Origin of the sequence: Microbacterium sp. UBA7513, assembly GCF_002478345.1 — a bacterium.
Taxonomy (GTDB): Bacteria; Actinomycetota; Actinomycetes; order Actinomycetales; family Microbacteriaceae; genus Microbacterium.
Genome location: NZ_DLNJ01000034.1, coordinates 1 through 26,187, shown reverse-complemented (window position 1 = coordinate 26,187; position 26,187 = coordinate 1). Strand labels below are relative to the sequence as shown.

24 protein-coding genes are annotated in these 26,187 nt (G+C 72.6%); 14 read left to right on the top strand and 10 right to left on the bottom strand.

What is annotated here, in order from left to right; all coding sequences use genetic code 11:
* Window positions 1-17: 17 nt before the first annotated feature.
* Complete coding sequence (gene galK / locus B2W79_RS16435) at window positions 18-1,202, bottom strand: galactokinase (protein WP_292791406.1); 1,185 nt, start codon at window positions 1,200-1,202, stop codon at window positions 18-20.
* On the bottom strand, window positions 1,199-2,368 hold the full coding sequence (galT, locus tag B2W79_RS16430; RefSeq protein ID WP_292791467.1) for a galactose-1-phosphate uridylyltransferase: 1,170 nt from the start codon (window positions 2,366-2,368) through the stop codon (window positions 1,199-1,201). The genes galK and galT overlap by 4 nt, the downstream gene beginning before the upstream one ends.
* Window positions 2,369-2,486: 118 nt before the next feature.
* Here galT and B2W79_RS16425 point away from each other — a divergent pair, with 118 nt between their 5' ends.
* Window positions 2,487-3,452, top strand: a complete 966-nt coding sequence (locus B2W79_RS16425; protein WP_292791464.1) for a LacI family DNA-binding transcriptional regulator — start codon at window positions 2,487-2,489, stop codon at window positions 3,450-3,452.
* A 3-nt stretch (window positions 3,453-3,455) separates the two neighbouring features.
* On the opposite strand, the gene B2W79_RS16420 is transcribed toward B2W79_RS16425, so the two are convergent.
* Together B2W79_RS16420 and B2W79_RS16415 are read right to left on the bottom strand one after the other, a co-directional pair.
* Window positions 3,456-5,414 carry a DUF2264 domain-containing protein gene (locus tag B2W79_RS16420; RefSeq protein WP_292791403.1) on the bottom strand — a complete coding sequence of 653 codons (1,959 nt, stop codon included), beginning with the start codon at window positions 5,412-5,414 and terminating at the stop codon, window positions 3,456-3,458.
* Window positions 5,411-6,421: a hydroxyacid dehydrogenase gene (locus tag B2W79_RS16415; protein WP_292791400.1), complete on the bottom strand. Its 1,011-nt coding sequence runs from the start codon at window positions 6,419-6,421 to the stop codon at window positions 5,411-5,413. Before B2W79_RS16415 ends, B2W79_RS16420 begins: the two co-directional genes overlap by 4 nt.
* Before the next feature lie 182 nt (window positions 6,422-6,603).
* On the opposite strand from B2W79_RS16415, the gene B2W79_RS16410 reads away from it, so the two are divergent.
* The 10 genes from B2W79_RS16410 (at window position 6,604) to B2W79_RS16365 (ending at window position 17,459) form a co-directional block, all read left to right on the top strand.
* On the top strand, window positions 6,604-7,704 hold the full coding sequence (locus tag B2W79_RS16410) for a substrate-binding domain-containing protein (protein WP_292791397.1): 1,101 nt from the start codon (window positions 6,604-6,606) through the stop codon (window positions 7,702-7,704).
* A gap of 102 nt (window positions 7,705-7,806) precedes the next feature.
* Complete coding sequence (locus tag B2W79_RS16405; RefSeq protein ID WP_292791394.1) at window positions 7,807-8,976, top strand: Gfo/Idh/MocA family protein; 1,170 nt, start codon at window positions 7,807-7,809, stop codon at window positions 8,974-8,976.
* Window positions 8,973-10,193: a DUF993 family protein gene (locus B2W79_RS16400; RefSeq protein WP_292791391.1), complete on the top strand. Its 1,221-nt coding sequence runs from the start codon at window positions 8,973-8,975 to the stop codon at window positions 10,191-10,193. Before B2W79_RS16405 ends, B2W79_RS16400 begins: the two co-directional genes overlap by 4 nt.
* Window positions 10,190-11,107 carry a sugar phosphate isomerase/epimerase family protein gene (locus B2W79_RS16395; protein WP_292791389.1) on the top strand — a complete coding sequence of 306 codons (918 nt, stop codon included), beginning with the start codon at window positions 10,190-10,192 and terminating at the stop codon, window positions 11,105-11,107. The genes B2W79_RS16400 and B2W79_RS16395 overlap by 4 nt, the downstream gene beginning before the upstream one ends.
* Window positions 11,108-11,595: 488 nt before the next feature.
* Complete coding sequence (locus tag B2W79_RS16390; protein ID WP_292791386.1) at window positions 11,596-12,360, top strand: sugar phosphate isomerase/epimerase family protein; 765 nt, start codon at window positions 11,596-11,598, stop codon at window positions 12,358-12,360.
* Window positions 12,361-12,403: 43 nt separating this feature from the next.
* A complete protein-coding gene (locus B2W79_RS16385; RefSeq protein WP_292791383.1) occupies window positions 12,404-13,471 on the top strand; it encodes a LacI family DNA-binding transcriptional regulator in 1,068 nt (355 codons plus the stop codon).
* A complete protein-coding gene (locus B2W79_RS16380; RefSeq protein WP_292791380.1) occupies window positions 13,468-14,571 on the top strand; it encodes a glycerate kinase in 1,104 nt (367 codons plus the stop codon). The genes B2W79_RS16385 and B2W79_RS16380 overlap by 4 nt, the downstream gene beginning before the upstream one ends.
* A gap of 141 nt (window positions 14,572-14,712) precedes the next feature.
* A complete protein-coding gene (locus tag B2W79_RS16375; protein ID WP_085605959.1) occupies window positions 14,713-15,564 on the top strand; it encodes an ABC transporter permease in 852 nt (283 codons plus the stop codon).
* A gap of 30 nt (window positions 15,565-15,594) precedes the next feature.
* Window positions 15,595-16,629 carry an ABC transporter substrate-binding protein gene (locus B2W79_RS16370; RefSeq protein ID WP_292791377.1) on the top strand — a complete coding sequence of 345 codons (1,035 nt, stop codon included), beginning with the start codon at window positions 15,595-15,597 and terminating at the stop codon, window positions 16,627-16,629.
* 11 nt (window positions 16,630-16,640) lie between these two features.
* The gene (locus tag B2W79_RS16365) at window positions 16,641-17,459 is read left to right on the top strand and encodes an ABC transporter ATP-binding protein (protein WP_060922883.1); all 819 of its coding nucleotides are present in this window, start codon (window positions 16,641-16,643) and stop codon (window positions 17,457-17,459) included.
* Window positions 17,460-17,896: 437 nt separating this feature from the next.
* Here the strand turns inward: B2W79_RS16365 and pgm are convergent, their stop codons facing one another.
* Window positions 17,897-19,540: a phosphoglucomutase (alpha-D-glucose-1,6-bisphosphate-dependent) gene (gene pgm / locus B2W79_RS16360; RefSeq protein WP_292791373.1), complete on the bottom strand. Its 1,644-nt coding sequence runs from the start codon at window positions 19,538-19,540 to the stop codon at window positions 17,897-17,899.
* A gap of 45 nt (window positions 19,541-19,585) precedes the next feature.
* On the opposite strand from pgm, the gene pheA reads away from it, so the two are divergent.
* Window positions 19,586-20,569 carry a prephenate dehydratase gene (gene pheA, locus B2W79_RS16355; RefSeq protein WP_292791370.1) on the top strand — a complete coding sequence of 328 codons (984 nt, stop codon included), beginning with the start codon at window positions 19,586-19,588 and terminating at the stop codon, window positions 20,567-20,569.
* Between the two features lie 89 nt (window positions 20,570-20,658).
* Here the strand turns inward: pheA and B2W79_RS16350 are convergent, their stop codons facing one another.
* The 5 genes from B2W79_RS16350 to B2W79_RS16330 all read right to left on the bottom strand — a co-directional run bounded on the left by B2W79_RS16350 (window position 20,659) and on the right by B2W79_RS16330 (window position 24,062).
* Window positions 20,659-20,865, bottom strand: a complete 207-nt coding sequence (locus tag B2W79_RS16350; RefSeq protein WP_025105466.1) for a hypothetical protein — start codon at window positions 20,863-20,865, stop codon at window positions 20,659-20,661.
* 100 nt (window positions 20,866-20,965) lie between these two features.
* Window positions 20,966-21,520, bottom strand: coding sequence for an endonuclease domain-containing protein (locus tag B2W79_RS16345; protein ID WP_292791368.1), 555 nt, complete (start codon window positions 21,518-21,520; stop codon window positions 20,966-20,968).
* A gap of 750 nt (window positions 21,521-22,270) precedes the next feature.
* Window positions 22,271-23,308, bottom strand: coding sequence for an LLM class flavin-dependent oxidoreductase (locus tag B2W79_RS16340; RefSeq protein WP_292791365.1), 1,038 nt, complete (start codon window positions 23,306-23,308; stop codon window positions 22,271-22,273).
* Between the two features lie 36 nt (window positions 23,309-23,344).
* Window positions 23,345-23,572, bottom strand: coding sequence for a DUF2795 domain-containing protein (locus B2W79_RS16335; protein WP_071329940.1), 228 nt, complete (start codon window positions 23,570-23,572; stop codon window positions 23,345-23,347).
* 67 nt (window positions 23,573-23,639) lie between these two features.
* Entirely contained in the window at window positions 23,640-24,062 is a 423-nt protein-coding gene (locus B2W79_RS16330) for an Hsp20/alpha crystallin family protein (RefSeq protein ID WP_060922486.1), read from the bottom strand.
* A 124-nt stretch (window positions 24,063-24,186) separates the two neighbouring features.
* Here B2W79_RS16330 and B2W79_RS16325 point away from each other — a divergent pair, with 124 nt between their 5' ends.
* Both B2W79_RS16325 and B2W79_RS16320 read left to right on the top strand, forming a co-directional pair.
* Entirely contained in the window at window positions 24,187-24,495 is a 309-nt protein-coding gene (locus B2W79_RS16325; RefSeq protein ID WP_292791358.1) for a MerR family transcriptional regulator, read from the top strand.
* Window positions 24,496-24,540: 45 nt separating this feature from the next.
* Window positions 24,541-26,187 (top strand): cation:proton antiporter (locus tag B2W79_RS16320; protein ID WP_292791355.1); only part of this gene is annotated, 1,647 nt, incomplete at its 3' end.

The following is a 26,187-nucleotide window of genomic DNA, read 5'->3' as shown; positions in this document are numbered from 1 at the left end:
CTCGACCCTTCATTGTGTCAGGCGTCGCGGCGCGGACCTGCGGACGGGCTGACCTCGAACAGGTGCGGGGGGTCGAAGCCCTCGGCGGCGAACCGCGCCCGTACCGCGTCGGCGAGGTGGGGCACGGCGTCGCGGTCGACGAGGGCGATCGCGGCACCGCCGAACCCGCCGCCGGTCATGCGCGCGCCCACCGCTCCCGAGGTGAGGGCGGTCTCCACGGCGGCGTCGAGTTCGGGCGTCGAGATCTCGAAGTCGTCGCGCATCGACGCGTGGGACGCGACGAGGAGGTCGCCGATGCCGCGGGCGCCCGCGGTGCGCAGGGTCGCCACGGTGTCCTGCACGCGTTGGTTCTCCGTGACGATGTGGCGCACGCGGCGGAAGGTCACGTCGTCCATCAGGCTCTCGGCGCGGGCGAGGTCGGCCACGGCGACGTCGCGCAGCGCGGGCACCCCGAGGATCGCGGCCCCGCGCTCGCACGCGGCGCGGCGTTCCCGGTAGCCGCCGGTGGAGTGCGCGTGCGTGACGCGGGTGTCCATCACGAGCACCGCGAGGCCGGCGTCGGCCATGCCCAGCGGCACGACGTCGGCGGTGAGCGAGCGGCAGTCGAGGAAGATCGCGGAGTCGGGCTCCCCGAGCATCGAGGCCATCTGGTCCATGATCCCGGTGGGCGCGCCGACGGCATCGTTCTCCGCCGTCCGTCCGATCCGGGCGAGGGCGACGGCGTCGAGGCCGGTGCCCCAGAGCTCGTCCAGCGCGGTCGCCGTCGCGCCCTCGATCGCGGCGGACGACGAGAGCCCGGCCCCGACCGGGACGTCGGAGGCGATCGCGATGTCCAGGCCGGAGACCGCGGTCGCGGGGGCGCCCGCGCGGAGGGCCCAGGCGACGCCGAGCGGGTAGGCGGCCCACTCCGGCACCGCGGGTGCCGCGCCGGCCGGGGTAGGGAAGAGGCGGTCGAGGTCGTCGAGGGCGATCTCGACCGGCTCGTCCGCGAAGGTCGAGGCGACGCGGAGCCGACCGTCGGCGCGGCGACCGACCGCGGCGACGGTCCGCTGCGGGATCGCGAACGGCAGCACGAAGCCGTCGTTGTAGTCGGTGTGCTCGCCGATGAGGTTCACGCGGCCCGGGGCGGACCAGACGCCGTCCGGCGCGTGTCCGGTGAGGGCGGTGAAGAGGTCGACGGCGGCGTCGTGTGCGGAGGTCATGCGGAAGCTTCCTGATCGGTGCGGGCGATCGCTTCGCGGAGTCGGGCGGCGCCCTGCTCGGGCGCGACCTCGGCGGCCCACGCCCACATCGCGGCCTCGGAACCTGCGAGGAACTTGAGCTTGTCGGCGGCGCGGCGCGGGCTCGTGAGCTGCAGGTGCAGGCGCACGGTGTCGCGGCCGACGTCGACCGGAGCCTGGTGCCAGGCGGCGATGTACGGCGTCGGGCTGTCATAGAGCGCGTCGACACCGCGGAGGAGGCGGAGGTAGAGCGGGGCGAGCTCGTCGCGCTCCTCCGCCGTGGTCTCGGCGAGGTCGGGCACGTGCCGATGCGGCATGAGGTGCACCTCGAGCGGCCACCGCGCCGCGAAGGGCACGAACGCCGTCCAGTGCTCGCCGCGGAACACCACCCGCTCGGACGCCTGCTCCTCGGCGAGGATGCGGGCGAAGAGGTCGGGCGCGGTGCGGTCGACCGCGTCCAGCACCCGGGCGGTGCGCGGGGTCACGTAGGGGTACGCGTAGATCTGGCCGTGCGGGTGGGGGAGCGTGACGCCGATCGCCTCGCCGCGGTTCTCGAACGGGAAGACCTGCTGGATGCCGGGGAGGGCGGACAGGGCGGCGGTGCGGTCGGCCCAGGCCTCGATGACGGTGCGGGCGCGGGTCACGGTCTGCGTCCCGAAGGAGCCGGAGTGCTCGGGGCTGAAGCACACGACCTCGCAGCGGCCGACCGCGGTACGGGTGCGCCCGAGTCCGAGGGCCGCGAGGTCGTCGAGGCCGCGCGGGGGGTTCGTCGCCCCGGGGGCGGTGCCGACCGGCTCGGCGAGGGCGGGGCCGAATGCGGGGGAGCGGTTCTCGAACACGGCCACGTCGTACCGGGACGGCACCTCGGACGGATTCCCCTGCGTCTGCGGCGCGAGCGGGTCGGCATCGGCTCCCGGCATCATGACGCGGTTCTGACGGTTGGCGGCGACGGTGATCCAGTCGCCCGTGAGCACGTCGAGCCGCATGGTCGCTGTGTCCGGCCGCGGGGCCAGAGTGCGGGCGTCGACCGACCGCTCGGCACCGAGAGTGGTGTCCGGGTCGTCGTAATAGATGAGGTCGCGGCCGTCGGCGAGGGTGGTCGGGCGCTTGACGACACCGGCGCCGAGACGCTCCGTGGGGACCTCCATGGATGCGGGCGTGTTCACGTCAACATGGTAGGCACGGCCGCGTGCTAACGTCAACACGACGGAGTTGTGAACGGAGGTTCCCGTGGCCGAGAAGCCCACGACCGCCGCGCGCGTGTCCATGGCCACCGTCGCGGCGCGCGCCGGCGTCTCGGGGCAGACCGTCTCCCGCGTCGTCAACGGCAGCCCCCGCGTCGACCCGCAGACCCGGGCGCGGGTCGAAGCCGCCATGGCCGAGCTCGGCTACCGACCGCACCGGGCGGCGCGGGCTCTGCGCACCGGGCGCAGCCACACCCTCGGCCTCGTCGTGACCACTCTGGCCACGGTCGGCAACTCCCGGATGCTGCAGGCCACGGCCGAAGCGGCGGCGGATCGTGGATACGCGCTCACCGTCGTCACGGCCGCGGACGGCGTGGAGGCCGCGTTCGCCCGGCTCGCCGATCAGGGCGTGGACGGGGCTCTCGTGCTGAACGAGGCCTCCGCGCTCGTCCCCGCCGCGACCCTGCCGCCGGAGCTGCACCTCGTCGTCGTGGATGCCCCCGCCGGCGCCGGAGCGGCCGTGGTGCACAGCGATCATGCCGCGGGATCGCAGGCCGCCACCCGCCACCTGCTCGATCTCGGGCACGAGACCGTCCACCACCTCGCGGGACCGGCGGGCTCGTTCGCCGCCGCCGAGCGCGAGCGGGGCTGGCGTGACGCCCTGGCGGATGCCGGCGTCGTGCTACCGCCGGTCGTGCGCGGCGACTGGAGCGCGGAGTCGGGCTTCGCCGCGGGCGCGGCTCTGGGCACGGCGACCGCGGTGTTCTGCGCCAACGACCAGATGGCGCTCGGGCTGCTGCGGGCGGTGGCGGAGTCCGGGCGCGCGGTTCCGTCGGACGTCAGCGTGGTCGGCTTCGACGACATCCCCGAGGCGGCGAACTTCCTCCCGCCGCTCACGACCGTCCGGCAGGACTTCCCGGCGCTCGCGCAGCGGGCGGTCACCGCGCTCATCGCGGCTGTGGAGGCCGACGGGACGACGACCGATCCTGCAGCACCCGCGGTGGTGCCGACGCGGCTCGTGGAGCGGGCGAGCACAGCACACCGCTGACGCTCATCCGCGGGGCAGCTGCTCGTCGGGGCGAAAGGTCGTCGCGGCGCCGTCCGGCCACGACACCGTCGCGTCCCCTCCCCGCAGCTCGAGTTCCGGTGGAGCGGGCGAGCCTCCGAGCAGCACGCCCACCGCGATCCAGGTGCCGGGTCGCACCGGCGCGGAGAGCCACGGGGTGACCGTCTCCGGGCCGAGCGGGGTCACGTCCCGCTCCCGCCGGACCCCCGCGGTCGCGTCGTCGAGGCCGTGGAGGCCGACCACCCGACTCTGCGTCTCCCCGCCGGGGGTGAGGGCGGCGGTGACGGCGGCGGGGCCGGTCCCGACCACGGTGGCGGCGGACAGGGCCCATCCGCCGATGCGGAGGACGTCGCCGTCGTGGATCGCTCCGTCCGGCCCTGCGCCCGCCCGTACCCGCACGAGCCGCACCTCCCACGGTCCGCGCACCACCGACACCACATCGACCATCGGGCCGACCGTGGTCTCGACGGCCATGCCGCCTCCGCCGACGTCGAATTCCATGCGGACGCCGTCGTGCCAGTGCGCGGGGCCGCAGGAGCCGCCGAGCGCCGTGCCGTCCGTCTCCCTCAGGCGCCCCGTCACGAAGCCGGAGCGGTGGCTCGCTCGGCCCCCGCGCACCACGGCGACCGTGCCGTCGAGCGGGTCGCGTGCCCCGGGGCCGGCGAGAACGGGGGCGGTCGCGGTGCTGTACGCGAGCTTCGCGTACAGCGGCGCATCGGGCTGGAACGCACCGGGGATGCGGTGGTCGGTGCCGTGGTTGACCACGCGCACGACGCCGTCCGGGGTGCCCGTCGCCAGCCACCCCGGGGCGAGCAGGACGCGGGTGAACGGGCCCCGATCGATCGGCAGGGGCTGTTCGACGGCGGTCCAGAACGGATGCGCGGCGGGGAGGGCGAGCGGCAGGAGACCCTTCGCCGCCCAGTACGGGGAGCCGGGGCCGGAGTAGTCCTGGGCGAGCGGGCGCCAGGCGCCGTACCAGCCGAGGGGCAGCACTCCGGTCGCATCCGGCGCACCGCGGGCGGCGAAGTGCCGGACCTGACCGCTCACCGCCCGGCGCAGGAGGCCGGGGTCATGCCGCGAGGTGCCGGAGAACGCCGCGGCCCCGGCCGCGGCGGCCGTCGCGAAGCGGTAGGTGAGGCTGCGCCCCTGGATGAGCGGTCCGCCGTCGGCGCCGACGAGATGCAGGGCGTCGTCGAGGAACGCGTCGAGCCGGCGGCGGAACCGGGCGACCCGGTCCGTGTGACGCGGCTCCGCGCCGATCATGTCCGCCCAGAGCAGCGGGTAGAAGGACAGCGCCCAGCCGGCGTAGTGGTCGAACGACCGGGCGGCGCCGTCGGCGCTCCACCCGCCCTCGCATTCGAACCCGTCCAGGAGCGCGAAGTCGGTCGCGCGGTCCGTGGCGGAGGACGGCCCGCCGACGCTCTCCAGGAACTGCTCGACGAGCACCCGGAACCACGCCCAGTTGTTCGGCGGGTAGCTGCCGCCGACGAATGCCGCGAGGTAGTCCACGGTGTGCGTCCGCGCCGTGTCGTCGAGGCGTGCCCACACCGTGTCGCGCGTGAGGTGCAGGCCCAGGGCGAGTGCCGCGGCCTCGACCTTCGCCTGGTCGACCTCGTCGGGGCGCGGCCACCGTTCGGCACCATCGGGGTCGACGCCCGCAGCGAGGCCTCGGGCGTAGCGGTCGGCCAGCGCCTCCGTGCCGAGCGGGTCGCCGGCGATGCGGAACGCGGCCAGCAGGAACGTGCGGCTGAATCCCTCGAGCGCATCGACCGCGGCGCCGAAGCCGCCAGGAGCGCCGGGGTAGCGGATGCCCGCGCCCGCCGGGCTCGCGTGACGGGCGGCCCCGTCGAGGATGGCATCGGCGACCGTCGTCAGGTGTGCGCGCGTCCATCCCGTGTGCGGGGAGAGCGCGCGGTCCTCCGGAGGCAGTGCGAGGGACGTCATGCGCTGTGCGCGAGGTCGGCGCGGTGCACGGGGTGTCGAGGCGGACGACCGGCCACCCACGCTTCCAGCTCGTCGAGGGCGGCGTCGGCCAGCCGGTGTGCCTCGGTGCCGAGGGAGCCGGCGAGGTGCGGGGTGACCGCGACGTTCGGCAGGTGCAGCAGCGGGTGGTCGGGCGGAAGCGGCTCCGGGTCGGTGACGTCGAGGATCGCGTCGAGGCGACCGGAGGCGCACTCCGCGAGCAGCGCGTCGTGATCGAGGAGGGCGCCACGCGCGGTGTTGAGCACGGTGGCGCCGTCGCGCAGCGCCGCGAGCTGCGCGCGGCCGATCATCCCCCGCGTCGCGGGCAGGGCCGGTGCGTGCAGGGAGAGCAGGTCGACGGCGGGGAGCAGGGCGTGGAGCGGGACCAGCCGGGCGCCGGCCGCGGCCACCTCCTCGGGGTCGGCGAACGGGTCGGCGACGAGCACCTGCAGTCCGGGAAAGGGCCGCAGCAGTTCGACCACGCGGCGCCCGATGCGGGAGAACCCGACGATGCCCACCGTGCGGTCGAGGTTGCCGATACGGCCCCCGACGCGGGGGCCGACGCGCAGGTCGTGCTGTGCGTCGGCCGTACGGAGCGGGAAGAGGGCGCGCTTGCCGGAGAGCAGGATCATCGCGAGCGTGTACTCGGCGACGGGAGCCGCGTTGGCCTCGGCGGCCGAGGTGAGCAGGATGTCGCGCTCCCAGAACGCGTCGGACACGAGTCCGCGCACGCTCCCCGCCGCGTGGAAGACGGCGCGCAGCCGGGGCAGACGGTCGAGCAGGTCCGCGTCCAGGACCGGCGCGCCCCAGCCCGTCACCAGCACCTCCACGCGGAGGAGGTCGTCCCGGGCCGCGGCGTCGAGGGAGGGCGTGTGCAGCGCGTCGGCGGGTGCGGCGAGGGTCTGCAGGCGGGCGCGTCGAGCGTCGTCGAACACGAGGTCCCACGCCTCCGTCGACAGCGCGGCGAGGACGGATGGTCGAGGGGTCATGAGTCTCCGCAGTTCTGGGTATGCGCTTGCCGAGGCGCAGGGTTCCAGTGAAGACTGTGCGTTCGAGCGCAGGCAACGTGATCGAACCGAAACCGTCTGCATCGAACAGACTCGAACAATGAAGGCGAGAATCCGATGATCCCCCGCGGCACCCTCGGCAAGCACGCATCGCGGAGGTCGTCATGACCGAGGAGCGTCCCACCCCGCGTTTCGGCCTCTCCCGCCGGGAACGGATCCTGGACGAGCTGCGCCGGACGGGGGCGGTGCGCGTGGCCGATCTCGCCCGCGACTTCGGGGTGGCGGAGCTCACCATCCGCCGCGACATCACCACGCTCGCAGACCGCGGGCTGCTGACCCGGGTGCACGGGGGAGCGGTGCTGCGGAGCGCCCTGGACACGACCGTCGCGCGGGCCGCCCTCCCCGGGCCACAGTTCCGGATCGGGATGGTGGTGCCGTCGCTGAGCTACTACTGGCCGCAGGTGGTCGTCGGTGCCCGGAGCGCCGGGGTCGAGGCGGGGGTGCAGCTCGTGCTCCGCGGGGCCAGCTACGCCGCGCAGGACCAGCGCCGCCAGATCGCGGCGCTCCTGGAATCCGGGACGGTGCACGGGCTCATCGTGGCCCCCGAGACGCAGGGCGCCGACGGACACGCGCTGCTCTCCTGGCTGGACATGCTCCCGGTGCCGGTCGTGCTCGTGGAGCGCCGGACCCCGTCCGCTCTCGCCCTCACCCGGATGCAGACCGTGGCGACCGACCACGCATTCGGGGGCGCGCTCGCCGCCGGGCACCTCGCCGCGCTGGGACACCGGCGGGTCGGGATCCTCACCTCACCGCAGTCGCCCACCTCCGCCGGGCTGCGGCAGGGCTGGTCGCGGGCGGTCGCCGAGCTCGGGCTCACGGTGACGGTGGACCGCGACGCGGCGCTGGACCGGATGGAGGGATCGGCGCAGGCGGAGGTGGTCTCGGCGCTGCTCGCCGAGATCCGCGAGACCCGCACGACCGCCCTGCTCGTGCACTCCGACCCGCAGGCGCTCCTGCTTCAGCAGCATCTACAGGACGCGGGCTGGCGGCTGCCCGACGACCTCTCGCTCATCGCCTACGACGATGAGGTCGCCGAGCACGGGTCTCCGCCGCTCACCGCGCTGCGGCCGCCCAAGCAGCACGTCGGGCGCCGTGCGGTCGAGCTCCTCCGCGATCGCCTGCGCGAGGGCCCGAACCGGCCCGCGGAGCGCGTCGAGGTGGCTCCGGCGCTGCACGTGCGCGCCAGCACGGCCCCTCCGCGCTAGGGGCGGTTGCGAGGTCGTGCGTCTCATGCCATGATCTCGGAAAGCGCTTACCAAGATTCTCCTGTCAGCGCCGACAGCTTCCACCGAGAGGAACGGACCGAGATGGCACAGGCCCCCACCCGCGAGATCGGGATCATCATGAACGGCGTCTCCGGGCGCATGGGATACCGGCAGCACCTGGTGCGGTCTATCCTCGCGATCCGCGACGAGGGCGGGATCGAACTCCCCGACGGCACCCGCGTGACCGTGCGGCCGATCCTCGTCGGACGCAGCGAGGCCAAGCTCGCCGAACTGGCCGCGAAGCACGGCATCGAGGACTGGACGACCGACCTCGACGCCGCCCTCGCCGACCCGCAGTGGGAGATCTACGCCGACTTCCTCGTCACGAAGGCCCGGGCGTCCGCGATCCGCAAGGCCATCGCCGCCGGCAAGGCGATCTACACCGAGAAGCCCACCGCCGAGTCGCTGGACGAGGCACTGGAGCTCGCGCGGCTGGCGCGCGATGCCGGCGTGAAGACCGGCGTCGTCCACGACAAGCTCTACCTCCCGGGGCTGCAGAAGCTCAAGCGCCTCATCGACTCCGGCTTCTTCGGCCGCATCCTGTCCGTCCGCGGCGAGTTCGGCTACTGGGTGTTCGAGGGCGACTGGCAGCCCGCGCAGCGTCCGAGCTGGAACTACCGCACCGAGGACGGCGGCGGCATCATCACCGACATGTTCCCGCACTGGAACTACGTGCTGGAAAACCTTTTCGGCGAGGTCACGAGCGTCTACGCGCAGGCAGCGGTGCACATCGCCGACCGCTGGGACGAGAAGGGCGAGCACTACACGGCCACAGCCGAGGACGCCGCCTACGGCATCTTCGAGCTCGACGGCGGGGCGATCGCCGAGATCAACTCCTCGTGGACCGTGCGGGTGAACCGCGACGAGCTCGTGGAGTTCCAGGTCGACGGCACGCATGGCTCCGCCGTCGTCGGACTGTTCGGCGCGAAGATCCAGCCCCGCAACGCCACGCCCAAGCCCGTGTGGAACCCCGACCTGGAGGACAGCCACGACTACGACGCCGACTGGCAGCAGGTGCCGACGAACGACGTGTTCCACAACGGCTTCCGGCAGCAGTGGGAGGAGTACCTCACCTCGTTCGTCCTCGGCACGGACTATCCGTTCGACCTGCTCGCCGGCGCGCGCGGGGTCCAGTTCGCCGAGGCCGGACTCGCGTCCAGTGCCGAGGGGCGCAAGATCGTGCTCGAGCCGCTGACCCTGGACCACGCATGACCACCCTCCGCCTGCTCGCCGCCGACGGCCACACCGCCGAGGCGGAGCTCCGCGAAGCCGGGGCCGTCACACGGCCGGAGGGTCCGCTCCGCAGTCGGGTGGCCTACGCCGCCGCGCACGTCGTGCCGAAGGTGCACGCCGACAACACGCCGGGACGCCCGGCCGACATCGACTGGGACGCCACGCTCGCGTTCCGGCGCAACGTGTACTCGTGGGGACTCGGCGTGGCCGACGCGATGGACACTGCGCAGCGCAACATGGGCCTGGATGCGGCGGCAGTGCGCGAGCTCATCGCCCGCAGCGCCGAGGTCGCCCGCGAGGAGGGCGGGGCAGTCGTCGTCGGGGTCAACACCGATCACGTCGACGACGCACGCATCTCGCTCGATCAGGTGATCGCCGCCTATCTCGAGCAGCTGCACTTCGCCGAGGAGCAGGGGGCGGGGCCGGTGCTCATGGCGTCGCGGCACCTCGCCAGGGTCGCGGAGAGCGCGGACGACTACCGCCGCGTGTACCGCGAGGTGCTGTCCCGCGCATCGGCACCGGTCGTGCTGCACTGGCTCGGCACCGCGTTCGATCCGGAGCTGGCGGGGTACTTCGCGCCCTCGTCCTCCGGGGGGAGCGGCGGTCCCGCGTGGCAGGAGGCCGCCGAGGTGCTGCTCGACATCATCGGCGAGAACCGCGCCGCGGTCGCCGGGGTGAAGATGAGCCTGCTCGACGCGGAGTCCGAGGTCTGGGTGCGCGAGCGGCTGCCGGAGGGGGTGCGCATGTTCACCGGCGACGACTTCCACTACGTGGGCCTCATCGGCGGAGACAGTCTGGCCGACGCGGCCGCGCCCGAGGGGTCCGCGTCGCGCGGGCATTCGGATGCGCTGCTCGGCGCGTTCGCCGCTCTCGCCCCGGTGGCCTCCGCCGCGATCCAGGCGCTCGACGCGGGCGACCCCGAGCGGTACCTCGCCCTCCTCGGACCGACCGAGGAGCTGAGCCGGCAGGTGTTCGCGGAGCCGACCTTCTACTACAAGACCGGGGTCGCCTTCCTGTCGTGGCTCAACGGTCATCAGCCGGCGTTCCAGATGGTCGGGGGACTGCACTCCGCGCGGAGCCTGCCGCACCTCAGCCGCATCGTCGAGCTGGCCAACGGGGCGCTCGCCCTGGAGCGGCCGGAGCTCGCGCGGGAGCGCTGGCACAGCCTGCTCCGGCTGAACGGGGTGGACGTATGACCGCCCCCCGGAGCCTGGCGGCGGAGCGCGAGTCCCGGGCGGCCGGCGTCGGGACCGTGCCGCACCCGCGGCTCTCGATCAACCAGGCCACCGTGAAGCACGCGGACCTCGCGACGGCCCTGCGCGTCACGGCGGCGGCGGGGGTCGAGGCCATCGGTCTGTGGCGGGAGCCCGTGCAGGCGGTGGGCCTCGATGTCGCCGCCCGCATGCTGACCGACTCCGGCCTGCGCTTCACGACCCACTGCCGCGGGGGCTTCTTCACGCTGCCCGCCGGTCCAGAGCGCGACGCCGCGCTCGACGACAACCGCCGGGCGATCGAGGAGGCGGCCACTCTCGCGGCGGCCGGTGCCGAGGGGTCGACCGCGGTGCTCGTCCTCGTCGCGGGCGGTCTTCCCGAGGGGTCGCGCGACCTCGTCGGGGCGCGGGAGCGCGTTCGCGATGCGATCGGCACCCTCGCGGAGGACGCCCGGGCCGCCGGGGTGACCCTCGCGATCGAGCCGCTGCATCCGATGTACGCCTCCGACCGTGCCGTGGTCTCCACCCTCGGTCAGGCGCTCGACATCGCCGCGGACTTCGACCCTGCCGTGGTCGGTGCCGCCGTCGACACGTTCCACATCTGGTGGGACCCGCAGGTGCTCGACCAGATCGCCAGGGCCGGACGCGAGGGCCGCATCGCCACGTATCAGGTGTGCGACTGGAAGACCCCCCTCGCCGCAGACCCCCTCCTCTCCCGGCACTATCCGGGGGACGGGGTGATCGACTTCAGCGCCCTGACCCGCGCCGTGCAGGACACCGGCTACGACCGTGACATCGAGGTGGAGATCTTCCATGCCGACGTGTGGGCCGACGACCCGGCTCGTGTGGTCCGTCGCACGGCCGAGGCCTTCGCGACGGCGGTCGCCCCCCACCTGTGACCCTCGGCCCCGTCCTCACCGAGGTTCCGGATGCACGACCCCGCCACGGATGCACGACCCGTTCCCGGGTGTCGGTCGTCCCGTCGTGCTCAGGTCGTGCATCCGTCCCGGTCTCGGTCGTCGTGTGTCGGATCGACCGGGGGACACCGGCACGACTCGGGTTCGTCTGCAGGGTCAGACCTGGGTTCCGGTCGTGCAGGCGGGACGAGGTCGTGCAGGTGGGACTCGACGAGGAAGTCCGTACCGTCCCGTTCCCCGGTCTCGGTCGTCGTGTTTCGGACCCGCGTCGTGTATCGGTCCCACAGGGACACCTGCACGACTCGGGAACGTGTGCAGGGTCAGACCCGGGGTTCGGTCGTGCAGACGGGACGAGGTCGTGCAGACGGACTCGACACGGGGAACGGAAGGGGCCGGGTCGTCCGACCGGGGAGCCCGGGGTGGACGGGCCGGACGGTGCCGGCGGACGGGAGGACTGAGAGGATGACGGGATGACGGGGATCCGTGCGGGGCTGTGCTCGGTGACGTTCCGGGCGCTGCCGCCGGAGAGGATCGTCGGGCTCGCGGCTGCCGCGGGTCTCGACGTGATCGAGTGGGGCGGCGACGTGCATGTGCCGCCGGGAGACGTCTGCCGCGCCGCGGAGGTCGCGCGGATGACCGCGGATGCCGGGCTCGCCGTCGCGTCCTACGGATCGTACTTCCGCGCCGGATCGGAGGAGTCGCTGACCGCGGTCCTCGACAGCGCCGCGGCCCTGGGTGCCCACCGCGTGCGGGTGTGGGCGGGTGCGCACGGCTCGGCGGAGGCGTCGGCGGAGGAGCGCCACCGCATCGTGACCCGGCTCCGCGCGGCCGCGGTCGAGGCGGCCGCCCGGGGCGTCGGGCTCGCCCTGGAGTTCCACGGCGGCACGCTCGCCGACACCGCCCCGGCCACGCTCGAGCTGCTGCAGGAGGTCGACCACCCGATGCTGTCGACGTACTGGCAGCCCACGGTCGGCGCCCCCGTCCCCGTGGCGCTCGAGGAGTTCCGTCGGCTCGGCCCACATGTCTCCGCCGCTCATGTCTTCTCCTGGTGGCCGCGCACCGAGCGCCACCCCCTCCGCTCGCGCTCCGCGCTCTGGACCCGGTTCTTCGCGGACGTCGCCGCCGCCCCGCACCCGCCGCGCGACGCGCTGCTGGAGTTCGTGCCCGACGACGCCCCTGAGCTGCTCGCCGGCGAAGCCGCCGCCCTCCTCGGGTTTCTGGGGCGGCAGCCGTGAGCGCCCCTCGAAGCGGTTCCGGCGCCGTCGGTAGGCTCGGAGCATGACCCCGCCCGTCACTCCGGCAGAGCCGCCGGCCGCGCGCCGCCCCCGTCACGCGCGGGGACCGGCACCCACGCTGCACGACGTCGCACTCGAGGCCGGAGTGTCCCTGGCGACCGCGTCGCGCGTGCTCAACGGTTCCGAACGCAAGGTCGCCGCCCCCTTCCGGGAACGGGTGGAGGCCGCCGCCGCAGCCCTCGGCTACACGGCCAACGTCTCCGCGCAGGCGACCGCCCGCGGACGCTCGCCGGTGATCGCGCTCCTCGTCGCCGACATCGCCGACCCCTACTTCGGTCTCATCGCCTCGGGCGTCGCCCGCGGAGCCGACGAGCAGGGCCTCGTCGTGACCGTGGCCATCACCGAGCGCGATCCGGCGCGGGAGGCCCGGATCGTCCGCGCGCTGCGCGGACAGCGACCGCAGGGCCTCATCCTCGCCGCCTCGCGGACGCAGGAGGAAGGGCAGGCCGAGACCGCCCGCGAGCTCGCCGAGTTCACCCGGCTCGGCGGCCGTGTGGTCGCCTTCGGTGCGGACGGCGACGGCGATCGCCGGGTGGAGATCGACAACCGGGCCGGGGCCGCCGCGCTCGGTCGTCGCATGGCGGCACTCGGCTATCGTTCCGCCGTGCTCGTCGGGGCGGCGGAGGGCGTGCGGACCTCGGACGACCGGCTGGCGGGCTTCCGCGCCGGCTTCGCGGAGGGCGGCGGAGAGGTCGCGCAGACCGTCCGCGGAGACTTCCGTCGGGAGTCCGGGGCGGCGGCGATGACCGAGGCCCTCGCCACCGGTGTCCCCGCGGGCACCGTCGTGTTCGGCATCAGCGACGTCGTGGCGATCGGCGCGATGGCGGCCATCCGCGCAGCAGACCGTGAGGTCGGCACGGACATCGCGGTCTGCGGCTTCGACGACGTGCCCTCGAGCCGCGACGTCACCCCCGCCCTCACCACGGTCTGCGTGCCGCTGAGCGACGCCGGGTACCAGGCCTTCCGCGCGATCGTCGACGAGGACTGGCAGCAGCCGACGCTCCCCCTCGAGGTGGTCGTCCGCGCGAGCACCCCGGGGCTCGGGGCATGACCCGCGTCGTCATCGCTCCGGACAGCTTCAAGGGCACGATCACCGCGGCCGACGCCGCCGCGGCGCTCGCTGCCGGCTGGCGGGAGGTCGAGCCGGCCGCGGACATCGTCCTCCGCCCGATGGCCGACGGCGGGGAGGGGACCGTCGCGGCGTTCGCGACGGCGGTACCGGATGCACAGCGCCTGCCGGTCACGGTGGACGGTCCGGCGGGCGCTCCCGTCGAGACGTCCTGGCTGCTCCTGCCGAGCACGACCGACGCCCCCGGCGGCACGGGCGTCGTCGACATCGCCTCGACCTCTGGCATCGAGCTCCTCGACGGTCTGCGCCCCTGGGAGGCCGACACGATCGGCTTCGGGCAGGCGATCGCCGCGGCCCTCGATCACGGCGTCTCGCGCCTGATCCTCGGCATCGGCTCCAGTGCTTCCACCGACGGCGGCACCGGCCTGCTCACCGCTCTCGGGGCACGCTTCCTCGACGCGGACGGCGAGCCGGTGGCGCGGGGCGCGCGTGGTCTGGCGGATATCGTCACGGCCGACCTCGGGGCGCTGCGCACGGCAGCCGACGTCCGCGTGCTGACCGATGTCACGAATCCGCTCGTCGGCCCTCGCGGTGCGGCGGCGGTGTTCGGTCCGCAGAAGGGCCTCACGGCTCCGGAGGACATCGCCCGTGTCGACGACGCGCTCGCGCACCTCGCCGCCCTCCTTCCCGTCGATCCGGCGCTGCCCGGCACCGGTGCCGCCGGAGGGACGGGGGCCGCGCTCGTGCGCTGGGGCGGGATCCTCGCTCCGGGGGCGGCCGAGGTGGCGGCCCTCATCGATCTGGCCGGAGCCGTCCGGGGCGCCGAGGTCGTGATCACCGGCGAGGGATCCTACGACGGACAGTCGGGCGACGGGAAGGTGCCGTCGTTCCTCGCCGCGCTCGCCGCCGAGGCAGGGGCGCGTCCTCTGCTCGCGGCGGGTCGGATCGCGGACGACGCGGATACGAGCCTCTTCGCGGAGGCGGTGTCGTTGACCGCGCTGGCGGGGTCGCCGACCGCCGCCCTGACCGACCCCGCACGCTGGCTGCGGGTCGCGGGCGCGGCTCTCGCCCGGACGCGGTGACCGGCCAGGACGCCCCGCCCGTGGGGGCGACGACGGTGCGGCCGCGGCCATGCGTTGACACGGCAGAAGCGTCGGCATAGACTCGCAACACCGAACGGGAATGCGCTTTCCCGAATCCTTCACGAAGATGTCGAGGACCCCATGTCGTCTGCCCCCTCCGCGACCATGACCCTGGCGATCGCCGCCGATCGCCCCGAGCCTCCGGGCATCGTCCGCTGGTGGAGCCGCCACTGGCACCCGCTCGTCTTCGTGCTCGCGGTGCTCGCGCTCTGGTGGGTCTCCACGAGCCTCGGGTGGGTGCCGGCCTTCATCATCCCGTCGCCTGCCGACACCTGGGCCGCCTTCACCGACAACGCCGCCTACCTTGCGCAGAACACCTGGGTCACCACCTACGAGACCGTGATCGGGTTCGTCATCGCGGTCGTCGTCGGCGTCCTCGTCGCGGTGCTCATGGTCTACTCGCGAGGCCTGGAGCAGACGCTCTATCCCGTCATCCTCTTCGCGCAGGTCATCCCGAAGATCGCCATCGCCCCGCTGTTCGTCGTGTGGCTCGGGTTCGGGGCGGAGCCGAAGATCCTCGTGGCCGTGCTCATGGCGTTCTTCCCTGTCGTCATCTCGGGCCTCGCGGGTCTGCGCACCGTCGACCCGGAGATCCTCCAGCTCGCATCGACCATGGGAGCGAGCCGCTTCAAGACCTTCCTCAAGGTGCGTCTGCCCGCGGCTCTGCCCGAGCTCCTCTCCGGCCTCAAGGTCGCCGCGACGCTCGCGGTCACCGGTGCCGTCGTCGGCGAGTTCGTCGGCGCGAACGAGGGCCTCGGCTACGTGATCCTCCAGGCCAACGGCAACCTCGACACCGCCATGCTCTTCGCCGCGCTCATCATCATGTCGCTGCTCGGCGTCATCCTCTTCGGCATCATTCAGATCGCCGAGCGCTTCCTCATCCCGTGGCACGCCTCCAAGCGCGACGTCGCCGCGGCCACCGTCCGACTCTGACCCCCCTCGCCCCCACGAAAGAAGGCACTGATGAAGAAGTCAGGCACCATCCTCAGCTCGATCGCCCTCGCGTCCGTCGCGGTGCTCGCCCTCTCCGGCTGCGGAGGATCGACGGCCCCGGCGAGCTCCGGCGACGGTGACGGCGCCGAGCTCACGCCGGTCACCCTCATGCTCAACTGGTACCCGTACGGCGAGCACGCGGCCTTCTACTACGGCGTCGACCAGGGCATCTTCGAGGAGCACGGCATCGACCTCACGATCAAGGCCGGCCAGGGGTCGACGAAGACCGCACAGGCCGTCGGGCAGGGGCAGGTCGACTTCGGCTGGGCGGACACCCCGGCCGTCCTCGCGAACATCGACAAGGGCGTCGGCATCAAGAGCGTCGGCGTCTTCCTGCAGACCACGCCGTCGGCCGTGCAGGTCTTCGCCGACTCCGGCATCTCCAGCCCCGAAGACCTCAAGGGCAAGACCATCGCGGTCTCCGCGGGCGACGCCCCGACCACCACCTTCCCGATGTACCTCGAGGCGGTGGGCCTGGAGGAGGGCGATGTGACGCAGCAGAACCTCGACGCCGCGGGGAAGATCGCCGCCATGCTCTCGGGCAAGGTCGACGGCCTCATCGGGTTCGCGCACGACCAGGGCCCGACCATCGCCGACAAGAGCGGCAAGGACGTCGAGTACCTGCGCTACTCCGACGCCGGCCTGAACTTCTTCAGCAACGGCCTGATCGCCCCGACCGACACCATCGAGAACGACCCGGAGCTCGTCGAGGCGCTGGTCGCGGCGACCTCCGAGGCCTTCGCGGCGGCGCAGGAGGACCCCGAGGCGGCGGTGGCCGCGATGGAGGGCAAGGACCCGCAGATGCCCTCGCAGGAGGTCCTGCTGCACCAGTGGGAGGAGACCATCGAGCTGCTCCACACCGACGCCACCGAGGGCCAGGCTCCTGGCGCGAACGCCACCGAGGACTGGGAGTCCACGCTGGAGGTGCTGTCCGAGGCCGGGCTCATCTCGGGCGACGGCGAGGTGGACACCTACTTCGACGACTCGTTCACCCCCGGTAAGTGAGACCGAACGTCATGGACACTCACGTTCAGCAGGAACGCGGACCCGCGGCCACGAGCACCGCTCCGGCGCTCGAGGTCTCGGATCTCGCGATCACCTTCGCCTCCAAGCGCCGCCAGGTCACGGCTCTCGAGGGCGTAGACCTCCGCGTCGAGGAGGGGGAGTTCCTCTCCATCGCCGGGCCCTCGGGATGCGGCAAATCGACGCTCCTGAAGGCCGTGGCGGGCCTCACCGCTCCGAGCCGCGGCAGCATCCGGCTGCGTGGCGACGAGGTCCGCGGTCCGCGGCAGGATATCGGCTACGTGTTCCAGCGGGCGGCGCTTCTGGAATGGCGCAGCGTCCGCGGCAACATCCTCCTGCAGGCCGAGATGCGCGGGATGGACATGCGCAAGGCCCAGGCCCGTGCCGACGAGCTCATCGAGATGACCGGGCTCACCGGCTTCGAGAAGTCGCTGCCGCACGAGCTCTCCGGAGGCATGCAGCAGCGGGTGTCGCTGTGCCGCGCGCTGCTGCACGAGCCGCGGGTGCTGCTCATGGACGAGCCGTTCGGTGCCCTCGACGCCCTCACGCGCGAGCGCATGAACGTCGAGCTCAACCGGATCTGGAGCGCCACCGGCACGACCGTGCTGCTCGTGACCCACTCGGTCGCGGAGGCGGTCTACCTCGCCAGCCGCGTCATCGTGATGGGGCCGCGCCCCGGACGGATCCTGGAGGAGCACCGCGTCGACCTTCCGGCCCGCCGCGGCTACGCCGATGTGCTGGAGACGGAGGAGTTCCACCGCGTCTCCAGCCGCGTCCGCGAGCTCCTCGGCTCCTCCACCGACGCCGACTGACCCCGCCCCGTCCGGTCTCGTCCCCGCCCCGCCCTCGCCCCCCCCGCCCGCGTGCGGGATCAAAACGGCCCCTCCCCAGCGTCCCCCGGGCCCGTTCTCGATCCCGCCCCAGGGGTGGTCGGCGGGACGGGATCGAAAAGGCCCCTCCGGAACCCCCGGCGAGCCCGTTTTCGATCCCGCGCGGGGAGTGGCGGACGGATCGGTGCCGACGGTCCGACGCGCGACAACAGGAGGGGCCCCGTCGCCCGAGCGTGCGCGGAACTCGACGGTCCGGCGTGCGGGATGAGGAATGCTCCCGCGAAACGCTGACGAGGGTCCTTCTTGATCCCGCACCGGCGCCCCCACGGCGCGGGATCGAAAACTCCCCCCGGCGGCTGCCGAGGGGAGCGGTTTCGATCCCGCAGCACGCCCGGGAGACGGCGCCGCGGGAGGGAGGCTCAGTCGCCGAGGGCGGCGGACACCACGGCGCGGGCCTCGGCCTGCACCTCGGCGAGATGCTCCGGGCCCCGCAGGCTCTCGGCGTAGAGCTTGTACACGTCTTCGGTTCCGGACGGCCGCGCGGCGAACCAGGCGTGGGGAGTCTGCACCTTGAGGCCGCCGATCGCCGCACCGTTGCCGGGGGCGTGCGACAGCTTCGCGATGATGTCCTCGCCGGCGAGCGTGGTCGCGGTCACCGATTCCGGGGCGAGCTTGCCGAGCGTCGCCTTCTGCTCGGGGGTCGCCGGAGCATCGACGCGCTGGTAGGCGGACGAGCCGAAGGCGTCCTCCAGTTCCGCGTAGCGCTGCGAAGGGGTCTTGCCGGTCACCGCGAGGATCTCGGCCGCGAGCAGGCAGAGGAGGATGCCGTCCTTGTCGGTGGACCACACGGAGCCGTCGTGTCGGAGGAACGAGGCCCCCGCCGACTCCTCGCCGCCGAACGCCACGGAGCCGTCGAGCAGTCCGGGCACGAACCACTTGAAGCCGACCGGAACCTCGAGCAGACGCCGTCCGAGCGACTCGGCCACGCGGTCGATGATCATCGACGACACCAGCGTCTTGCCGACCGCGGCCTCGCGCGGCCAGTGCTCCCGGTGCGAGAAGAGGTAGTCGATGGCGACGGCGAGGAAGTGGTTCGGGTTCATGAGCCCGGCGTCGGGGGTGACGATGCCGTGCCGGTCCGCGTCGGCGTCGTTCCCAGTGAGGATGTCGTAGTCGCCCTTCTTCGCCACGAGCGATGCCATGGCCGACGGGGACGACGGATCCATCCGGATCTTCTCGTCCCAGTCCAGGGTCATGAAGCGCCACGTGGGGTCGACCTCGGGGTTCACGACCGTGAGGTCGAGGTCGTGCATCTCGGCGATCAGCGACCAGTACTCCACCGAGGCGCCGCCGAGCGGGTCCGCGCCGATACGCACGCCGGCGCGGCGGATCGCCTCGATGTCGATGATCGACGGCAGGTCGCGCACATAGGCGTCGCGGAAGTCGTATCCGGTGATCGCGTCCCAGTCCACGTCGGCGAAGCGCTCGCGGCGCACGGCGGTCAGGCCGTCCGCGATGAGCTGGTTGGCGCGGTCGGCGATCCAGCCCGTCGCATCGGTGTCGGCGGGACCGCCGTGGGGCGGGTTGTACTTGAAGCCGCCGTCGCGGGGCGGGTTGTGCGAGGGGGTCACGACGATGCCGTCTGCGCGACCCGGGTCGTCGGCGGCGCGGTCGCGGTTGTACGTGAGGATCGCGTGGCTCAGCGCGGGGGTCGGCACCCAGGAGTCCCGGGCGTCGACGCGCACGTCCACTCCGTTCGCGAGCAGGACCTCGATGGCGCTGCGCTCCGCCGGGAGGGAGAGCGCGTGGGTGTCGCGCCCCAGGAAGAGCGGACCGGTGATGCCCTGCGCGGCGCGGTAGTCGACGATGGCCTGCGTCGTGGCGAGGATGTGGTTCTCGTTGAAGCTCTTCGTGAGCGACGAGCCGCGGTGCCCGCTGGTGCCGAACACGACCCGCTCGCTCGCGACATCCGGATTCGGCACGCGGTCGTAGTAGGCGGCGATCAGCTCGTCGACGTCGATCAGGTCACTTTCCTCCGCGGGGAGGCCGGCACGGCTGCTCATGCTCTCAGTCTGCCCCGTGCGGCGGATGCTCGCATCCGGCTTGACATGCGCGATTGCGATGAGTCACCGAGGGATAGGCTGAACGCCGTGACTGCACGCCGAACCTACAGCTACCTCGGACCGGCCGGAACCTTCACGGAGGCGGCGCTCGACCAGGTGGCCGAAGCCAGGGGGCAGGACTGGCGACCGGTGCACAACGTGGGCGAGGCGCTCGCGGACGTCCTCGAAGGACGCAGCGACGCCGCCATGATCGCGATCGAGAACTCCATCGAGGGCGGGGTCTCCACCACCCAGGATGCGCTGGCGACGCTGCCGGGGCTCCGGATCATCGGCGAGTACCTCGTCCGGGTGAACTTCGTCCTCGTCGCACCGCGTGGCACGACACTCGACCAGGTCGAGGTCATCGCCGCGCACCCCGTCGCCTACGCGCAGTGCCACGGATGGCTCGGTGAACACCTCCCGACGCATTCGCACGTGCCGGCGGCGAGCAACGTCGCCTCGGCCATCGGCGTCCTCGACGGCACCTCGCCCGCGCAGGCCGCGATCGCCGCCCCCGGCATCGTGCAGCACTATGACGTGGAGGTGCTCGCCGAGGGCATCGGCGACAACGCGGCGGCCGTGACCCGGTTCGTCCTCGTCACCCGCACCACGCGTTCGCCCGCGCCGACCGGTGCCGACAAGACCTCGCTGATCGTCGAACTCCCGCACGACCACCCTGGTTCGCTCCTCGAGATGCTGGAGCAGTTCTCGACGCGCGGCATCAACCTCTCGCTCATCGAGTCGCGGCCCATTGGCGACGAGCTCGGCCGGTACCGGTTCGTGATCGACGCGGACGGCCACATCGAGCACGAGCGGATGGCCGACGCCCTGCTCGGGATCCGTCGCTTCAGCCCCCGCGTGGTGTTCCTCGGGTCGTACCCGCGTGCTGACCGGCAGATCGTGCAGTATCCCGACCGGTACTCCGACGAGGTCTTCATCGAGGCCCGCGACTGGCTCCGCGGCATCCTCTCCGGCGAACCCGAGTCCTGACGCGGCCCGCTGCAGGTCCCGCGGGATCAACATTGCACCTCATGCGCTCCGGGGAGGAGCTGTTTCGATCCCGCACGACGAGGAGCGGGTCAGTGCTCCTGGAATCGCGGCCAGGCGCTGCCCGGCAGCATACGGGCGTGCAGTGCGCCCTTCGCGGAGGCGAGGCTGGGATAGGTTCCGGCCGCCGCGTCCGCTCCCGCCATGGTCACCACGTAGCCGTTCTCATCGTGGCGGATGCTCCCCACGACGCCGTTCGTCCCGTACGCGACCCAGAGTGCGAGTGTCTTGGTGCTCATCGTCGAACCCCTCTCTCTGCCGCCGAGGCTACGCCTCCCTGACATCCGGAGCCAGCCCCCTCATCGCGGAGAGGACCGAACGCCCATCCGTGAGCACGCCTCAACCCCGGATGCCGTGGCGAACCGTGAGTGCGCGACGCACACGGGCGGCGAGGGCGGCGCCACCGTCGCGCAGATCGAGCTCGGTGACGCGGATCACGAGCCAACCGTGGTCTTCGAGGTCGCGCTGACGCCGGATGTCGATCCGCCATTGGTCACGGTCCGTCCGATGGCCGTCGCCTTCGTACTCGATGGCGATGCGGCATTCGGGGTAGGCGAGGTCGACCCGTGCGAGGAAGTGTCCGTCCACGGAGACGAGGTGCTGGATCGCGGGTTCCGGGAGGCCGAAGCTGCGGAGGAGCAGACGCGTCTCGGTCTCTTTCGGCGACTCGACACCCAGGCGTGCGAGAGGCAGCGCCTCGCGTACGCGACCGCAGCCGGGGAACCGCCCCCATCGCGTCAACCGTCGATCGATGGTCTCGATGGTGGCGACCGGCCGACCCGTCCGCAGCCCCGGATAGGCGTCGGACGATGTGAGCAGGGCGTCGAGCGCGACGACCATCGGCACGGAGACGAACTCCCGCGCGCAGAGGAAAAGTGCGCTGACCGGATCCACCGTCGGAACTCCGTGGAGGTGCCATGTGTCGGCCCTTCCCGGCGCGATGCGGCGCCCTCGGACACCGATCGTCCGGGGCGGCGAGGTCCCGGTGTGCACGGCGACGTCGAGGGGCTCATCGGGCGACCATCGGACGGACGCGGGGAGTCCCCACAGTCGGAGAGCCGTGCGCCCGGCGAACGCCTGACCCTCGCGAAGACGCGGCAGGTAGGAGGCGACTCGATCGTCGAATGTGGAGGCTTCCCCTGTCGATCGCACTCCGGCGAACGGTCGCGCGAGGTCTCGGCTGGAGTATCTCTTCCGCCCGACCCCGATGGCAGCGGCATCACGGACGGCGAAGTGAGGGCCGAGCTCGGGCGGGAGGGGCACACGGTGTCGCATCCGTCCATGCTGTCCGTGCATGATCGGCGTCCCGGCGGAGGACCGTCCTCAGCCCGGCCTTTGTGGAAAACACGGACTGACTGGCGATTGTGGCGGAGGTCCTGTTCCCGCGCCGGATCAGAAATGTCCCTTTGGCCGCGGCCGAAGGCACGCTTCCCGTCCCGTGTGCCGACACAGCGAGGGGTCCGCGGCGAGAACGACGACGGCAGGCGCGCGGGATCAGAAGGGTGCCGCGGGACGTGCGCGGGGGACCGTTATCGATCCCGCACCAAGCGACCGATCGGACGCGGGATCAGAAACGTGCCGTCTCAGCCGCGTGGGGGAGCGTTAGTGATCCCGCGACGGAACTCCCGTCCCGCGCGACGCGGGTCACGCGCCGGCGACGAGCTCCAGCGTCTGAGCGCGCCCCGCGGCCGAGTCCTTCGGCTCCGCGTCGTAGGCCCCGGCGACGGGGGAGAGCATGACCTCGTCCACCCCGTAGGTCGCCGCGAAGGAGCGCACCTCGGCGGCGACGGACTCCCCGGTGCCGACGAACCACCGCGACCGCGCGGCCTCGACCACCTGATCGGTCGCGGCGTCGTGCTCCGCGGCGAGGGCCTGCTCGACGGTCTCGAGCGCGACGAGCGGCTGGTTGAGCCGGAGCCGTGCCATCATCCGCAGCTGTGGGAGGGCGCGGGCCTCGGCCTCCTCCGCGGTCGGGGCGGCGACGGCGTTCACGGTGAGGAAGGTCCGCGGCTCCGGGTGCTCCTCGCTCGGACGGTAGTTCGTGCGGTAGAGGTCGAGGGCGCGTTCCAGGCCCTGTCCGGAGAAGTGGTTCGCGAACACGTACGGCAGGCCGAGGGAGGCGGCGAGCTGCGCGGAGTAGTCGCTCGAGCCCAGCAGCCACACCTCGGGCACCCCGGTCGCGGCGGGGGTCGCCCGCACGGTGTACTCCCCGCCGGAGGTGAAGCGCACGGTGGCGCCGTCGGCGGTGAAGAGCGCCGCGATGTCCTGCACGTGGCGGGGGAATTGCTCCACGTCGCTGGTGGTCCCTGACCCGCGGAGGAGCTGGGTGATCACGGGGTCGCTGCCGGGGGCGCGGCCGAGGCCCAGGTCGATGCGGCCGGGCGCGATGGCTTCGAGGGCGGCGAACTGCTCGGCGACGATCAGCGGCGCGTGGTTGGGCAGCATCACGCCGCCGGAGCCGAGGCGGATGCGCGAGGTGCGCGTGGCGGCAGCCGCGATGAGGACCGGCGGCGTGGTCGAGGCGACCGCGGGCATGTTGTGGTGCTCGGCGAACCAGTAGCGGCGATAGCCGAGCCGGTCGGCGGCCGCGGCGAGGGAGAGGGAGGCGGTGATGGCCTCGGCACTGGTCTGGCCGGAGCGGACCGGCACGAGGTCGAGGACGGAGAGGGCGACGTCGTTCATCCCCGGATGCAACCTCGGCGGCCGCTCCGGCATTCCCTAGGCGGCGAGGCGCGAGGCGGGGGTGAGCGCGTCGGCGAGAGCGTTCCTGGCGAGGCGATAGCGGATGAGCCAGGCGGCGCTGAAGCTCTGCTCCGGCAGGTCGCGGAGTGCGGCGCGGTCCTCCGCCGGCAGCCCGTCCCGCGTGGCTTCGCGCAGGAGGTCGTCGCGGGTCGCCGGGTATTCCATGTCGGCGAGGAAATGGTCGAGGGTCGAGGAGAGTGCCATGGGTCGTCCTTTCCGTAGGAAGAGAGGAGAGCAGCGGGGGCGGTGCCGCAGCACCGCCCCCGGGGGATCAGGCGTCGATCGCCTGGCGCTGTTCGCCGGACTCGACGGTGATCTTGCGGGGCTTCGCCCGCTCGCTGACGGGGATGACGACCGACAGGACGCCGCTCTCGTACGAGGCGCTGATGTTGTCGAGGTCCACACCGTCGCCGAGCGAGAACTGGCGCAGGAACGACCCGGCCCCGCGCTCGCGGGCGAGCCAGCGCACGCCTTCGCGGGTGTCGGCCGTGCGCTGGGCGCGGATGGTGAGCTGCCCGCCGTCGAGGTCGACGTCGATGGAGCCGGGGTCGGCTCCGGGCAGGTCGGCGTGCAGGATGTAGCGGTCCCCGTCGCGGTACAGGTCCACCGGCATCGACCGGGGCGCGCGCACGGAGTCCAGCACGCTCGCGGCGAAGCGATCGAGCTGGCTGAAGGGATCGAAAGTCAGTGCCATGAGGTTCTCCTTTCGTGCGGCCCTGCAAGGGCTGAGGTGGCGTGCAGATTATCTGCACTTCAGGTATAGATTTGTTATAGAACACGCGTAGAAACTTCGCAACCCCCGAACCGAGGACTCCCGGATGACCGCACCCGACTCGCGCACCCCGCTCTACGGCATCGCCGTGGCCGCCCAGCTCGTCGACCTGCCCGAGGCGACGATCCGGCTCTTCGAGAGCAAGGGACTCCTCGCGCCGGCCCGCAGCGACGGCGGCACGCGCCGCTACAGCGACGACGACATCACCCGTCTGCGCCGCGCGGCCGCGCTCCGCGGCGACGGCATCAACATCGCCGGGATCGCCCGGGTCCTCGACCTGCAGGATGAGAACGCGGGCCTCCGCCAGGCTCTCGACGCGGGCGGACCGGAACCCGAGCGCTCCGCTCGCGACTGACGCCCGGCGGACAGGGGGCGCCGACGACGCCGCTACGCTTTCCGCATGGAAGCCGGGATCTTCTACGCCCTCGTCGGAGCCGTCGCCGTGGCCGCCGTCGCGCGGTGGCGCGGATGGCCGGCTCCGCTGCTCGTGACCGTCGTCGCGCTCGCCGCGTCGTTCCTGCCGTTCGTGCCGGAGCTGGAGATCGACGGGCACCTGCTGCTCGGGCTGGTCCTGCCGCCGCTGCTGTACTCTGCTGCCCTCGATGTGTCGTTCGTCGGGTTCAAGCGCAGCCTGCCGCAGATCCGTCGCCTCGGGATCTGGCTCGTGCTGCTCACCGCGTTCGCCGTGGGGCTCGTGGCTTGGTGGATCCTGCCGTCGCTCACGCTGCCCGGCGCGCTGCTGCTGGGCGCCATCGTCGCCCCGCCGGACGCGGTGTCGGCGGCGGCGATCGGCCGTCGTCTCGGTCTGCCCCGCCGCATCATGACGGTGCTGTCCGGGGAGAGCCTCATCAACGACGCAACCTCGCTCACGCTCTACCGGGTGTTCGCCGCGATCCTCGCCGGGGCGACGGTGTCGATCTGGGGTGGCATCGGGCAGTTCGCTCTCGCCGTCGGCGTGGGGGTGGGCATCGGGCTGATCTTCGGGATCGTCCTGCACCAGCTCCGGATGCGCATCGGCGACCCGGTGGTTATCGGCACGTTCGGTCTGCTCGCCCCCTTCGGCGCGTACAACATCGCGGAGCACCTGCTCGGCTCCGGCGTCCTCGCGGTCGTGGCCATGGGGCTGTTCGTCGGCTTCAACGCCCCGCGCACCGACTACACGACCCGGCAGCAGGAGGCGCCGCTGTGGCTGTCGGCCGACCTGCTGCTGGAGAGCTTCGTGTTCGCCTACATCGGCCTCCAGTTCCCGCGGGTGCTCAACGACCTCGGCAGCGAGTCGGTGGGGCACATCCTCCTGCTCTCCGGCGCCGTGCTGCTCGTGGTGCTCGTCGTCCGGCCGCTCTACATCTATCCGATCAGCGCGTGGTCGAACTTCCAGGACCGTCGTCGGCTCGCCCGCATGGACCGCGGCATCGCGTCCGGGGAGTTCGACGAGCGTCGCCGGCGGTCCCGGCGGTGGCGCGACCAGAGCACGGACGAGCTGCGGACGCAGATCGTGCGGGAGCGCATGGCCGGGCTGCGGCTCACCTGGAAGGACAACGCCGTCATCTCCTGGGCGGGTATGCGTGGCGTGGTGACCCTGGCGATCGCGGTGGCCGCCGCCGATCTGGCCGGGCTCGACACCGAGGCCTCGCACGCCATCGTCGTCGTCGCCTTCATCGTCACCGTCGGCACGCTCCTGCTGCAGGGCCTCACGCTGCCGCTGCTCATCCGGCGGCTCGAGATCGCGGGGGACGAGGAGCACGAGGAGGACGTCGCGGCGCTGGAGATGGTCAAGGCCAAGAGCCGCGAGGCCGGCAAGGCGTACCTCGCCGAGAAGCGCCGCGAGTGGGAGCAGAAGCACGGCGAGGTCGACCTCGGCATGTTCGATGCGTTCACGAAGCGCATGACCCGGGTGGAGAAGGACACCGACGACGCGCAGCAGGTCGAGGACTCCGTGGCCCGCCCGTCCTACGACGACCTCGTCGCCCTGACCAAGGGATGGCTGCAGGTACGACGGGAGATCCTCGTCGCGGAGCGGGATGCCGGCGAGCTCGACGAGGAGGTC

What these genes read in the sequence shown, in the direction of transcription:
- pgm (WP_292791373.1), bottom strand. Translation starts at nt 19,540, where the DNA reads ATGAGCAGCCGTGCCGGCCTCCCCGCGGAGGAAAGTGACCTGATCGAC.
- B2W79_RS16340 (WP_292791365.1), bottom strand. Translation starts at nt 23,308, where the DNA reads ATGAACGACGTCGCCCTCTCCGTCCTCGACCTCGTGCCGGTCCGCTCC.
- B2W79_RS16410 (WP_292791397.1), top strand. Translation starts at nt 6,604, where the DNA reads ATGACCGAGGAGCGTCCCACCCCGCGTTTCGGCCTCTCCCGCCGGGAA.
- galK (WP_292791406.1), bottom strand. Translation starts at nt 1,202, where the DNA reads ATGACCTCCGCACACGACGCCGCCGTCGACCTCTTCACCGCCCTCACC.
- B2W79_RS16395 (WP_292791389.1), top strand. Translation starts at nt 10,190, where the DNA reads ATGACCGCCCCCCGGAGCCTGGCGGCGGAGCGCGAGTCCCGGGCGGCC.
- B2W79_RS16385 (WP_292791383.1), top strand. Translation starts at nt 12,404, where the DNA reads ATGACCCCGCCCGTCACTCCGGCAGAGCCGCCGGCCGCGCGCCGCCCC.
- B2W79_RS16325 (WP_292791358.1), top strand. Translation starts at nt 24,187, where the DNA reads ATGACCGCACCCGACTCGCGCACCCCGCTCTACGGCATCGCCGTGGCC.
- B2W79_RS16350 (WP_025105466.1), bottom strand. Translation starts at nt 20,865, where the DNA reads ATGAGCACCAAGACACTCGCACTCTGGGTCGCGTACGGGACGAACGGC.
- pheA (WP_292791370.1), top strand. Translation starts at nt 19,586, where the DNA reads ATGCGCGATTGCGATGAGTCACCGAGGGATAGGCTGAACGCCGTGACT.
- B2W79_RS16365 (WP_060922883.1), top strand. Translation starts at nt 16,641, where the DNA reads ATGGACACTCACGTTCAGCAGGAACGCGGACCCGCGGCCACGAGCACC.
- B2W79_RS16335 (WP_071329940.1), bottom strand. Translation starts at nt 23,572, where the DNA reads ATGGCACTCTCCTCGACCCTCGACCATTTCCTCGCCGACATGGAATAC.
- B2W79_RS16420 (WP_292791403.1), bottom strand. Translation starts at nt 5,414, where the DNA reads ATGACGTCCCTCGCACTGCCTCCGGAGGACCGCGCGCTCTCCCCGCAC.
- B2W79_RS16425 (WP_292791464.1), top strand. Translation starts at nt 2,487, where the DNA reads ATGGCCACCGTCGCGGCGCGCGCCGGCGTCTCGGGGCAGACCGTCTCC.
- B2W79_RS16375 (WP_085605959.1), top strand. Translation starts at nt 14,713, where the DNA reads ATGTCGTCTGCCCCCTCCGCGACCATGACCCTGGCGATCGCCGCCGAT.
- B2W79_RS16405 (WP_292791394.1), top strand. Translation starts at nt 7,807, where the DNA reads ATGGCACAGGCCCCCACCCGCGAGATCGGGATCATCATGAACGGCGTC.
- B2W79_RS16380 (WP_292791380.1), top strand. Translation starts at nt 13,468, where the DNA reads ATGACCCGCGTCGTCATCGCTCCGGACAGCTTCAAGGGCACGATCACC.
- B2W79_RS16330 (WP_060922486.1), bottom strand. Translation starts at nt 24,062, where the DNA reads ATGGCACTGACTTTCGATCCCTTCAGCCAGCTCGATCGCTTCGCCGCG.
- B2W79_RS16415 (WP_292791400.1), bottom strand. Translation starts at nt 6,421, where the DNA reads ATGACCCCTCGACCATCCGTCCTCGCCGCGCTGTCGACGGAGGCGTGG.
- B2W79_RS16400 (WP_292791391.1), top strand. Translation starts at nt 8,973, where the DNA reads ATGACCACCCTCCGCCTGCTCGCCGCCGACGGCCACACCGCCGAGGCG.
- B2W79_RS16370 (WP_292791377.1), top strand. Translation starts at nt 15,595, where the DNA reads ATGAAGAAGTCAGGCACCATCCTCAGCTCGATCGCCCTCGCGTCCGTC.
- B2W79_RS16390 (WP_292791386.1), top strand. Translation starts at nt 11,596, where the DNA reads ATGACGGGGATCCGTGCGGGGCTGTGCTCGGTGACGTTCCGGGCGCTG.
- galT (WP_292791467.1), bottom strand. Translation starts at nt 2,368, where the DNA reads ATGGAGGTCCCCACGGAGCGTCTCGGCGCCGGTGTCGTCAAGCGCCCG.